This is a genomic window from Labilithrix luteola (assembly GCF_001263205.1).
Lineage (GTDB): Bacteria > Myxococcota_A > Polyangia > Polyangiales > Polyangiaceae > Labilithrix > Labilithrix luteola.
The window spans coordinates 9018752-9029980 of record NZ_CP012333.1 but is presented as its reverse complement, the minus strand read 5'-3'; the positions used below and the strand labels follow the sequence as shown (position 1 = coordinate 9029980).

At 66.2% G+C, this 11229-nt stretch carries 10 protein-coding genes; 6 read left to right on the top strand and 4 right to left on the bottom strand.

Annotated features, from left to right (window positions below; translation table 11 throughout):
- Positions 1-100 precede the first annotated feature (100 nt).
- A complete protein-coding gene (locus tag AKJ09_RS39175) occupies positions 101-703 on the top strand; it encodes a hypothetical protein (RefSeq protein ID WP_146652946.1) in 603 nt (200 codons plus the stop codon).
- A gap of 40 nt (positions 704-743) precedes the next feature.
- Positions 744-1169 carry a hypothetical protein gene (locus tag AKJ09_RS39170; protein ID WP_146652945.1) on the top strand — a complete coding sequence of 142 codons (426 nt, stop codon included), beginning with the start codon at positions 744-746 and terminating at the stop codon, positions 1167-1169.
- A gap of 18 nt (positions 1170-1187) precedes the next feature.
- Here the strand turns inward: AKJ09_RS39170 and AKJ09_RS39165 are convergent, their stop codons facing one another.
- On the bottom strand, positions 1188-2060 hold the full coding sequence (locus AKJ09_RS39165; RefSeq protein WP_146652944.1) for a 5'-3' exonuclease: 873 nt from the start codon (positions 2058-2060) through the stop codon (positions 1188-1190).
- 83 nt (positions 2061-2143) lie between these two features.
- Here AKJ09_RS39165 and AKJ09_RS55755 point away from each other — a divergent pair, with 83 nt between their 5' ends.
- The 3 genes from AKJ09_RS55755 to AKJ09_RS39150 all read left to right on the top strand — a co-directional run bounded on the left by AKJ09_RS55755 (position 2144) and on the right by AKJ09_RS39150 (position 6237).
- Complete coding sequence (locus AKJ09_RS55755) at positions 2144-4222, top strand: serine/threonine-protein kinase (protein ID WP_169928220.1); 2079 nt, start codon at positions 2144-2146, stop codon at positions 4220-4222.
- Positions 4223-4350: 128 nt separating this feature from the next.
- A complete protein-coding gene (pgi, locus tag AKJ09_RS39155) occupies positions 4351-6003 on the top strand; it encodes a glucose-6-phosphate isomerase (protein ID WP_146652942.1) in 1653 nt (550 codons plus the stop codon).
- A 21-nt stretch (positions 6004-6024) separates the two neighbouring features.
- Positions 6025-6237 carry a hypothetical protein gene (locus AKJ09_RS39150; RefSeq protein ID WP_146652941.1) on the top strand — a complete coding sequence of 71 codons (213 nt, stop codon included), beginning with the start codon at positions 6025-6027 and terminating at the stop codon, positions 6235-6237.
- A gap of 3 nt (positions 6238-6240) precedes the next feature.
- On the opposite strand, the gene AKJ09_RS39145 is transcribed toward AKJ09_RS39150, so the two are convergent.
- Positions 6241-6675, bottom strand: a complete 435-nt coding sequence (locus AKJ09_RS39145) for a hypothetical protein (protein WP_146652940.1) — start codon at positions 6673-6675, stop codon at positions 6241-6243.
- 95 nt (positions 6676-6770) lie between these two features.
- Here AKJ09_RS39145 and AKJ09_RS39140 point away from each other — a divergent pair, with 95 nt between their 5' ends.
- Positions 6771-7529 (top strand): SDR family oxidoreductase, encoded by a 759-nt coding sequence (locus AKJ09_RS39140; protein ID WP_146652939.1) that lies wholly within the window; start codon positions 6771-6773, stop codon positions 7527-7529.
- 311 nt (positions 7530-7840) lie between these two features.
- Here the strand turns inward: AKJ09_RS39140 and AKJ09_RS39135 are convergent, their stop codons facing one another.
- Positions 7841-9286 (bottom strand): FHA domain-containing protein, encoded by a 1446-nt coding sequence (locus AKJ09_RS39135; RefSeq protein WP_146652938.1) that lies wholly within the window; start codon positions 9284-9286, stop codon positions 7841-7843.
- 227 nt (positions 9287-9513) lie between these two features.
- Positions 9514-11010: a helix-turn-helix domain-containing protein gene (locus AKJ09_RS39130; protein WP_146652937.1), complete on the bottom strand. Its 1497-nt coding sequence runs from the start codon at positions 11008-11010 to the stop codon at positions 9514-9516.
- Positions 11011-11229: the final 219 nt, after the last annotated feature.

The window sequence follows — 11229 nt, the reverse complement described above, 5'->3', positions numbered from 1 at the left end:
GCGGCTCGGCCTTCGTCCTACCTGCTCCTCGCTGGCCGGGAGCCTGACCACCCGCCCGGGATTGGAGCCGCGACCGTCAAGGATGATAGAAGACGGAGGGATGCCGTCCTCGACCATGGTTCGGAGCCTCCTCCTCGTTTCCACCTGCATCGTGGCCAGCCTCGGCGCTGGGTCGATCGCTTGTTCATCGCGGTCCGCGCCGCCCGCCGAGACGCCGACCACCACGACGGTCTCCGCCCCGGTGGAGACGACCGCCAAGATCACGATGTTCTCCGTGTCGCCCGAGAACCTCTCCGTCGACAAGATCAGCATGCGCGAGGGCTCGGCCATCCCCGACGGCAATCGCGATCTCGTCTTCACGACGCGCATCGACGGCCCGGTCAATGCACTCTTTCTCGTGACGTGCACGCAAAAAGGCGATCCGCTCCACAACTTCCGGGCGGACACAGTCATGGGCCAGGAGGAGCTTCCCGCGGAGCTCGGCACCGTCGTCGACGTCGGCCGGATGACCGAATGGATTGCGATCGTCGAAGACGGCAAATTCATCAATCACGAAAACAGCCGTATCGACATTCGCTCCGGAAGCCACGATTTGAAGCTGTACGTGCCGAATACGGGCATGTTGCGTGGCGGAAGCTTCATCCGTCTGTATGCACGCGCCCAGGGGGGCACCCTGGTGGCAGGACCGGTGGTTCCGTATTGAGACTCTCGCGAACGTCCAATCACTGGTTTAGACTGCCATCATGACGCTTCGTGGTTGGAACGACGCCTGGCAACCGCTCTTCGAGAGCCTCGGCCGGATGAAGGCCTCGTGGCCGACGCGTGGTTGGAGCTGGGATCCCCGGCTGATGTGCTGCACGTCCTCGTTCACCACCGAACAGGAGCCGGCGGCCCGCAAAGCCACGGCGATGGCGCTGCAACATGAATGGACGCCTGCCACGATCGTGCGCGCCCCGCAGCAGCTTCGCGATGTCGTCGAGCGCGCAGGGGGTGTTCGCCAGGGCCAGCTCGTGTTGTCGACGGGGCCCATCAACGGTCTGCTCGTCTATGGCCTCTGGTGGCCATGGGGCGACGCGGAGACCGTTTCGCTCCGCGTCGGCCTCGCGGACGTCGATCCGGCCCGCGAGCCGTATCAGAAGTTCCGCGACGTCTTCAGCGTCATGCTCTGAGCGCGATCGCGACCCCGATCACGCCCATCGCTTCGGGCGCTTGCGGGTCTCGGTGAGATCGAGCCGATCGCACAGCGCCTCGAAGGGGCCGTGGGGTACGCCGCGGAACTCGAGATCAGTGAGCGACTCCTTCAACGGCACGTCGGTCACGAGGGTCGCAAGCTTCTTGTAGAGAAGCGCGTCGTCGCGCTCGGCAGCGAGCGTCGCTCCGAGGCGCGGTGCGCCCGGAATCGCCACGTCCCATTTGGCAGGATCCTCGGGGATCGCCTCGATCGTCCCCCACCGCGCCAGCAGCTTGGCCGCGGACTTCGCCCCGAACCCGGCGAGGCCTGGAATGCCGTCGGCCGTGTCGCCCACGAGCGCGAGGAGGTCGGGGATGCTGGCGGGCGGAACGCCGCGTGCCGCCACGACGGCGTCCTCGTCGATGACCTTCTTCCGAATTCGATCGAGCTGTACGATCCGGTCACCCGATACGACCTGGCCGAGATCCTTGTCTGGGCTCAGAATTCGAATCTGTTTGGCGCTCTTGGAAAAGCGGACGGCCCCGGTGGCGAGGGCGTCGTCGGCCTCGTACTGGTCCATCGACCAGACGACGATCCCCAGGGCCTTCATCGCTTCTTCCGCCAGGTCGAACTGGCCGCGCAGCGAAGCAGGCACGCCTTCGTCGGATTTGTAGCCGTCGAAAAGGTCGTTACGAAACGACACGATGGGATTGTCGAAGGCAATCGCGAGGTGGGTGACGGCTTCTGCCTGCTCCTCGAGGAGCGTCAGCATGGAGGAAATCAGCCCGGCGGTCGCTTTCACGTCCACGCCCCCAACCACCTTGGAGGGGCGCTGCGAGAAGTGGGCTCGGAAAAGCTCGAAAGTTCCGTCAACGAGGTGGACGCGCATGGATGCCCAGCATGCTACGCTTCCGTACTGTAGAGGAGGGCTTTGGGTTGGCGGATTCGCGGGATAGCCGCTCGCAGAGCCGCGTGGGCACCACGATTCGTGGGAAGTATCGCGTCGACGCGTTCATCGCGACGGGCGCCATGGCGAGCGTGTACGCCGCGACCCATCGCAATGGCGCACGCGTCGCCCTCAAAATCATCCATCCACAGCTCATTCGCGACACCGCACTCGCCGAGCGCTTCAAGCGCGAGGGCTACTTCGCGAACTCGATCGAGCATCCTGGCGTGGCGAGGGCCATCGACGACGACGTCACCGAAGACGGCGCGCCGTTCCTCGTGATGGAGCTGCTCGAAGGGGAAACGCTCGAAACGCGGCGGCGAAGGCGCGGCGGGCGCGTTCCGCTTGCCGAGCTTCTGATGATCGCCGACGGCCTCCTCGACGTGCTGTCGGCGGCGCACGCGCGCGAGATCATCCACCGCGACCTGAAGCCGGACAACGTGTTCATCACGGAGTCGGAAGAAGTGAAGGTCCTCGACTTCGGCGTCGCGCGCTTCGACGACCGCAAGACGTCGAGCGACATGACGGGCACCGGCATGGTCGTCGGAACGCCCGCCTACATGCCGCCCGAACAGGCCCTCGGCAAGCGCGCCGAGGTCGATGCGCAGAGTGACATCTGGGCGGTGGGCGCCACGCTTTTCGTGTGTCTCGCCGGCGTCGGCGTGCACGAAGGCGGCGATGCGAAATCGCGATTGATCGCCACTGCACGCAATCGCGCACGTCCGCTGGCAAGCGTCGCACCCGAGGTTCCGCGGGGTGTCGCGTCCGTCGTCGATCGCGCCCTCGCCTACGAGAAAGAAGAGCGTTGGCCCTCGGCCGACACGATGCGCGAAGCGCTTCGCTGGGCACGACGTGGACTTCGCGACGACGATCCCTCGCTGCGTCGGGCGAGCAGCGCACCGCCCCCTGGCATCGCGCAGCGCCTCAACGACGATCGAACCATGCCGGGCCATCCGATGGTACGGCAGCTCGACTCGACCGAAATGACGGTGCGCACGCCGCAGGGGCCGCGCTCCCTCGACGCAACCGCCATCGATACCGACGCCTACCGACCGCAGCGAAGCCTCGAAGTCAAAGACCGCTTCGAGGTGACGACAGAGCCGCTGTATCCCGTGCTGCGCGTTCCCGCGCCCGACGTTCCGCTCGGGAGGCCGCGGCCAACGTCGTCGGTTCCCGTTCCGAACGTTCCGAACGTCCCCGCCAACGCGAACCACACCCCGCCGCTCGGCTCGGGCATGGCGGTCATGCCGCGCGTGAGCTCGCGTCCACCACCTCCGCTCCCCAGGCGAAGCACACCGCCCCCGCCGCCTCCGGCCGTCATCACCCAGAGTGGCTTTCCACCGCCGCTCCCCGCGCGAGCGTCTGCGCCCGTTCCGGGGCCGGTCGCTCCAGTTGCAGGTCCGGTCGCAGGTCCTCTACCTGCACCGATTCCACCGCCGCGACCGCCCGTGCCGGCGATGGCCTCACCGAATGCATCGCTCCACGGCTCGATTCATCCGAGCCGTCCCAGCTATCCGAGCCATTCCGGTCATCCGGCCCCGATCTCGGAACAGCCGGCGAGCGCCGCGCCCGGTCCCCTGCTCTCGAGCCTGGTCGATTCTCGCGAGGCCAAACAGCGCGCACGCCGCGTCGTGCCCGCCGTCGTGGGAGCGCTTCTTCTCGTTGGCACGGTCGTGGTCATTCGCGCGCGGGCGGCTGACGACGCCGAGCCAGGGGCGCCGTCACACGCGGCCACCGCGATGGACTCGGCCACCCCCACCGCGTCGATCGCTCCGTCGGCCGCGCCCGTCGTGGCCACCGCGGCAACGGAGACGGCCCCGCCCGTCACCTCCCTCGCCGCGAGCGCACTGCCGGAGGCCAAAGCCACGGCGCGGGAAGCCAAGCGTCCCGCTCCCCCTGCTCCGCCGCCGCGAGCGGCGGTACCGGTGAGACCTGCGACCACGGACGAGCCTTTGCCGACGTTCACGGCAACGCCGGCGCCGCCACCTGCCGAAGCGCCGACGGAGGCGATGCCCAAACCGATCGAGCCTCCCGCGGCCAAAGATCCACCGCCCGAAGGGCCGAAGGCGTCTGCGCCGCCGGCCGCGACGACCGAAGACCCGTAAGCGCGCGCGACACGTTCGCACGCCAATCGCGCCAACGGACCGCGCCGAACGCGTGACGCGCGGAGCCCGAGCGCCGGTATGCAGTCCGTGGGTTCGCATCGCGCGCCCGGCGGCCTATCCTTCGCGTCATGTCGACCCTTACCAGCTCTCCGGCATGGCAGGCTCTGGCAACGCATCGCGACGAGATGGCTCGCATCCACATGCGCGATCTCTTCGCCAAGGACCCGCAGCGCTTCGCGAAGATGTCCCACGAAGCATCGGGCGTGTTCGTCGACTACTCGAAGCACCGCGCGACCGCCGAGACGATGACGCTGCTGTTCTCCCTCGCCAAGCAGGCCGAGGTCGAGAGCTGGCGCGACAAGATGTTCGCGGGCGCGAAGCTGAACGGCACCGAAGGCCGCGCCGTGCTCCACGTGGCTCTCCGCAATCGCGCGAACCGGCCAATCCTCGTCGACGGCAAAGACGTGATGCCCGAGGTGAACGGCGTGCTCGCCAAGATGCGCGACTTCACCGAGCGCCTCCGGAATGGCACCTGGAAGGGTCACACCGGCAAGACCATCACCGACGTCGTGAACATCGGAATCGGCGGCTCGGACCTCGGCCCCGTGATGGTCACCGAAGCGCTTCGTCCCTACTGGAAAAAGGACATGCGCGCGCACTTCGTGTCGAACGTCGACGGCACGCAGATGGCCGAGACGGTCAAGCACCTCGATCCGGAACGCACGCTCTTCATCGTCGCCTCGAAAACGTTCACGACGCAGGAGACGCTGACGAACGCCAAGTCGGCGCGCGCATGGCTGCTCGGCAAGCCCGGCTTCGACGACAGCGCGGTCGCCAAGCACTTCGTCGCGCTGTCCACGAACGCCAAGGAGGTGGCCGCGTTCGGCATCGACACGAAGAACATGTTCGAGTTCTGGGATTGGGTCGGTGGACGCTACTCGCTGTGGAGCGCCATCGGCCTCTCGATCGCGTGCGTCATCGGCATGGATGCCTTCGAAGAGCTCCTCGCCGGCGGCTTCGCGATGGACGAGCACTTCCGCACGGCGAAGCTCGCAGAGAACATCCCCGTCATTCTGGCGATGCTCGGCATCTGGTATGCGAACTTCTTCGGCGCCGAGACGCAGGCGATCCTTCCCTACGACCAGTACATGCATCGCTTCCCTGCCTACTTCCAACAGGGCGACATGGAGTCGAACGGCAAGCGCGTCGATCGGTCGGGCAACACCATTACCGACTACACGACCGGGCCGATCCTCTGGGGCGAGCCGGGCACGAACGGCCAGCACGCCTTCTACCAGCTCATCCACCAGGGCACGCGCATCATCCCGTGCGACTTCATCGCGCCCATCGAGACGCACAACCCGCTCGGCAAACACCACGAGATCCTACTCGCGAACTTCTTCGCCCAGCCCGAGGCGCTCATGCGCGGCAAGACGGAGGAAGAGGCTCGCAAGGAGCTCGAGGCGCAGAAGCTGCCGCCCGAGCGCGTGAACGAGCTCGCACCGCACAAGACGTTCCCGGGCAATCGCCCGACCACGTCGATCATGGTCCAGAAGATCACGCCGAAGACGCTCGGCTCGCTGATCGCCATGTACGAGCACAAGATCTTCGTCCAGGGCATCGTCTGGAACATCTACAGCTTCGATCAGTGGGGCGTTGAGCTCGGCAAGCAACTCGCGAGCAAGATCCTCCCCGAGCTCGACACGCCAGGCGAAGTGACGAGCCACGACTCGTCCACGAACGGCCTCATCAATCGCTACAAGAAGCTCCGCAAAGGCTGACTCTGCCGCTCGCTTCACGTCATGCGCAGCGCGGGCACTTCGATTGCTTCGCCGCTGCGCATGCCCCCCGTGCACAAGAAACCACCGCCCGCGCGCGATCCCGGAAGGCACAAAGGCCCGATGGAGGAGCCCACCTCGCAGAAGCGTGGCGGGCCCATCGGAGATCCGCCTCGCAAAGGTCAGGTGCCCGGTGAGAAGCCTCCGACCATCCGCGATCCCGGGCGCAGACGCTGAAGCTCAGGCGCCGATGTCGCGCGTCTTGTCGAGCAGGCTCGGCAATTCGCCACGCAAACGCTTCTGCCAATCACGCGCGTCGGCGAGGTGGGCGCCTTCGGGCAGCGTCGTGGCGTAGCGGTCGAGCATGGCGACGGCGCTGCGCACGTCGCGCGCGGCCTCGTCGCGAGCGCCGGCGAGGAGCGCGCTGAAGTAGGCGTCGTCGAGGACGAACGGATCGAGCTCCTTTTCCGCTCGATTCGTGTCGATGGCGGCCTCGAAGTCGCGGACGGCATCGGCGTAGCGCTCGGCGAGCTCGCACGCCGTGGCGCGGTCGAAGAGCGGTTCGGGACCGTGATTGCCGCCTTCGATGTCTTCGGTCGCAGCAGCGATGGCCTCTTCGTAGTCACCCTTCTCGATGAGCGACTTCGCGAACGACATTCCATAACGTCCAGCCATCGAAACCTCCGAGGGATGCGACCCTACCACCTGCTTCGCGGCGCCGCACCGCGATCGAAGGCAATCGGCGTGAGCGGCTGGTAAGGTCGCCCTCGATGGAGAACACGATTCTCGTCACCGGAGCGGCCTCGGGTATCGGTCGAGCCGTTGCGCGGCTCTTCGGGTCGAAGGGCTGGCACGTCGGCTGTTACGATCTCGACAACGCGGGGGTCCGTCACGTCGCAACCGAGGTGGGTCATCGCGCGCTCGCCGGACATCTCGACGTCACCGACGAGGCCTCGTGGAACGCGTGCGTCGCCGACTTCGAGGCGTTCACCGGCGGCCGTCTCGGCGTGCTCTTCAACTGCGCCGGGATCCTCCGCATGGGGCCCTTCGATCAGCAGAGCGTCAGCGATTGCAAAAAGCAGCTCGACGTGAACGTCATGGGCGTCATCCTCGGCATCAAGGCGTGTTTGACGCTACTCGAGCGAAGCCGCGGGGCCGTCGTCAACATGTCGAGCGCGTCGGCGGTCTACGGCCAACCCGAGCTCGCCGTCTATTCGGCCACCAAGTTCGCCGTGCGCGCGCTCACCGAGGCCCTCGACATCGAGCTCCGCGATCGCGGCGTCCGCGTGGTCGACGTGATGCCCGGCTACGTCGACACCCCCATGGTCCGCGCGCAGGTCCACCGCGCGCGATCGCTCGAAAAGCTGGGCATCAAGCTGTCCCCCGAAATCGTGGCCGAGACCGTGTGGGAAGCCGCCCATGGCGACGGCCTCCACTACATCCCCGAACGCAACCTGAAGGTCATCGCGCGAATCAGCGGGCTGATGCCGGGCGCCGCCCGACGCCTGATGCGCCTGCTCGCGAGGTAGGCTCCAACGGAGCGAGCGCGATTCTCCGACAGTCTCGAGGGACAGAGCGAAGGAGATCCCAATGTCGTGCGAAGCACGACGCGCCGAAGGCGTTGGGGGGAGCAACTGTCTTCTTCAGACGTCGTCGGTGCTCGCCCCAGGCGGGTTCGCACCGAAGGCCTCGAGAGACCAAGACGCCAGTAGGTCGCGATGAGGCGAGCGGCGGGTTCTCCGTCGCGCTCGTAGCGCGACGCGCCGAAGGCGACCCGCCGCGTGCAGCAGGGGGAGGCTCGAAACCGGAGGTTTTGAGGGGGACCGGAGGTCCCCACGAGTTAGCTCGGGTTCGCGACTTCGAGAACGAGGCGCGTACGGCCGACGATGATCTCGTCACCGTTGACGAGCTCCTGCTCGCCCTTGATCCGAACGAAGACGCCCGTACGCGACCCGAGGTCGGAGAGGAGGATCGAGCCCGCCTGCTCTTCGACGAGGCAGTGCTGGTCATCGACGAGCGGATCGGCCGTGAAGACGAAGTCTCCGATCGCCGAGCCGATCTGCATCGTGTTGCCACGCGCGACGACGCATGCGCCCTTCGCGCCGCCCTCGAAAATCTGGACGATGCGGAACGACGAGGTCCACTTGGGCGACGAATAGAAGTACGTCGGGCCAGGGCCAGGGCCGTCGTTCGAGTCGGGGTTGCGCTCGAGCATGAGCAGCTGATCACCGACCATGAACTCGTCGCCAATCTCGAGCTCCACGGGCGTCCTGATGCGGAGGAACACGCCGTTACCGTGCTCGAGATCGTGCAGCCAGATGCGCCCGTTGACGGCGCGGATCTGCGCTTCACGCGGGTGGCAGAACTTCTCGCCGACGAGCGCGATGGCGCCCGCGCTGCCGAGGATCGCGGCATCGCCGCGGGGCTCGTAGAACGCCGGGCCACCGGCCAAACTGCGCTGGACGCCGAGACGGAACGGCGCCTTCTGCGGCGCCTTCTCCTCGGGCTTGCCGACGAGCTTCGAGAGCATGCTCGACGCCGCGGGCGCGGCGGCAGCAGCGACGGGCTCGGCCTTCGCAGGCGGAACGACCTTCGGCATCGGCGCGGGCGTCGGGTTGGACGCTTCGACGCGCGTTTCCTTCTTGGTCGCGAGCTTCTGGAGCTCGAGGCGCGGCGGCTCTTCGAGCGTATGCATGCCGCCCATCGCGCGGCCGGCGATGACCTCGTCGAACTTCCCCTCGCGGAGAAGGATGGCCATCTCCATGTGCTGCCCCTTCATGAGCGTGCGCACGTACATGGCGACGTCGGGTCGGCTCACTTCGTTCGCGTACGAACGCTTGTGGCTCTTGATGATGCGCCCACCGTCCGCGAAGAGGTGCGTGATGATGTGGGGGCGATCGAGGCCGGAGTCTTCCGTCTGGATGTGGAAGACCATGCCGTTGAACTTGACGTTGTTGTTGAAGCCGACCTGCGCCCGCATGAAGTTCGGGCGGGCGATTTGCTTCTCGAGCTTGGCAACCTCGTCCGTGGTCCAGTAGGCGACGGCGGCATCGAGCGGAGCGGGATCCTTCGCCGCAACGCCTGCGACACCTTCCATGCGCTCGAAGGCGAGCTGCGCGAGGGCCGAACCGGGGTCGAGACGGAAGGCCTCGGCGAGGAGCTCCTGACCTTCCTTGTCATTTGGGCCATTGGCGGCCCAGGCGCAGAGCAAGGCCACCGCCTCGTCCCGCCTCTCGCGGGATACGAGCCAGCGCGCGACCTTGGCCGCGGAGCTACGGGAGGACATGTAGGGGACATCATCGGCGGCAAAAACCGCCGACGCAAGAGAAAGCGCAGATTCTTTGGAGAGGTCCGGCTCGCAGGATGCTCACGGAGCTCGCCGGCGCTGTCTTGCCTACTTTGGGCGCCGAGCTTGACCCGCTTGACCCGCTTGATCCGCTTGCTCGCCTTGTCTTGTTGAGTTTGCCGCTCTCCTACTCGTTACGCCTGCCCTACTCCAGCCCTGCTCCGGCCCTACACCTGACGCGACTTGCCGTTTCCGACCGGCGCGTACAGCGAAACCCCGCGCAGGTTCTCGTTCACCCGCAGCGGGACCTTGATGGAGGGGAGCGCCCGCTGGAGACAGTCCGTGCGCTCGCACAGGCGGCAGGTCACGCCCACCGGAACGCACGTGTCCGGGTTCTCGAGGTCGATGCCGTCGGAATAGACGAGCTCGCGCGCGAACTGCACCTGACAGCCAAGCCCGATCGCCTGGACGGGGTGTTGAGCGTGGTAGCCGCCGGCGTCTTTCTGGATCGTACGCGCAATACAGAAGTAGGTGACCCCGTCGGGCATGCGCGAGTTCTGGATGCGGATCATCCCTGGCGTGAGGAACGCGCTGAAGATGTTCCAACGCGGGCATGCCCCGCTGAAGCGCGCGAAGCGGATGCCCGATGCGCTGAATCGCTTCGAGATGTTCCCCGCCACGTCGATCCGAATCATGTGGAACGGAACGCCCTCGGCCCCGGGCCGGCGCAAGGTCGTCAATCGGTGGCAAACCTGCTCGAAGCCGACGCGGAAGCGACGACCGAGCACGTCGATGTCGTAGCGCTCCTCCTTCGCCGCCTGGAGGAATCGCTCGTACGGCATGATCACGGCGCCGGCGTAGTAGTTCGCGAGTGCAACCCTCGCGAGCGCGCGAGACTCGTCGCTCGTGAAGCGCGGATCGAGCGCGAGGCGGTCCATCGTGTGGCCCTGGGTCATGAGGCCGATCTGGTGGGCGAGCTGAAAGGTGCGTGAGCGCGTCGGCAGGAGCTCGGAGAGAACGAGCTCCTTTTTGTCGGGGTCGAAGCGCCGCAAGACTCCGCGCTCCGAGCCCCAACGTGCAATCTGCACACGGACGCCGAACTCGCTCTCGATGAAGCGAACCAGGCCCGAGTAGAGATCGTCGGTCGTGAGCTTGGCGCGCGCGCCGAGCTCTTCGGCCGCGGCTTCGAGCTCGGGAAAGTGATTGAGCTGACGCTGGATGAAGTCCGAGACTTCTTCGCTCGGCAGATGCGAGCTTCCGAGCGTGGCCCCGTTGTCGGGCGCGGCATCGACGCCGCTGAGCTCCTCACCCTCCGACAAGCGGGAGGACAAATCGTCCGAGGTCGCTCGTGCGGCTTGATAGGCGCGGTAGAGCGAGAGCACGGCACGTGCAGCGACAGGGCTCGCGGCCGCCATCTCGCGGACGTCGACCGAGGTGAGATCGCGTTCGTCGAACAAAGGGTCCGCGAATGCCTCGGTGAGATCTGCCACGAGACGCGTGTCCTCGTCGGTCGCGAACGCATGAACGTCCACAGCGAAGATCTGCGCGAGCTTGATGAGCAGGTTCGCGGGCAGTGGCCGGCGGTTGTTCTCGATGAGATTCAGGTAGCTCGGAGAGACGCCGAGTTTCTCGGCGAGCTGAACTTGGCTGAGGCTCTCGCGTCTCCGCAGAGCGCGCACTTTTGCCCCGAAGCGGGGCGCCTCGGGACTTTGACGCAGGGGCATTTCTCACCTCTCCGAACGGGCTGTCATTGACAGGTATTACATAGCAACAGTCTGTCATTGACAACACTAGACGCCTGTTTCTCAAGCCATGGATTCACGATATTGACGAATGACAGGCACCACTGCAAGGTAATGACGCACTGCATACTCGCGGTTCCAAGCTCGGCAAAAGTCGAATGGAACGGCGCAGGTACAGGCCCAGCAAGCGCGCGCTGAGGA